This is a genomic window from Rhodococcus sp. IEGM 1307 (assembly GCF_030056915.1).
GTDB classification, from domain to species: domain Bacteria; phylum Actinomycetota; class Actinomycetes; order Mycobacteriales; family Mycobacteriaceae; genus Rhodococcus_F; species Rhodococcus_F opacus_D.
The window spans coordinates 1-237 of record NZ_JASHKW010000108.1; the positions used below are offsets into that span (position 1 = coordinate 1).

Sequence of the window (237 nt, forward strand, 5' to 3'; positions counted from 1 at the left end):
CCCAGGGCGCGTCGCGATGCATCATGACGGGCGGGTCGCAGTCGGTCATCCATTTTCGGACGCGGGTGACGGCCTGATGCTGCAGCCGCTGAGAGCCTTTTGCTTGGTCGTTCCAGTCCCATTTGCCCTTGTCCCACCCGGGAGTCAGGGGTAGGCCATGCTCGACCAGTTTCTTACCGAGATCGGCCCACTCGCCCGGCGGGTCATCGTGCAGTTGCGCGAAAAGCGAAGACAAGT

1 pseudogene is annotated in these 237 nt (G+C 62.9%); it reads right to left on the minus strand.

Going from position 1 to position 237, the window contains the following annotated elements:
- A pseudogene (locus tag QM841_RS43750) lies at positions 1–237 on the minus strand (DEAD/DEAH box helicase); the annotation flags it as partial.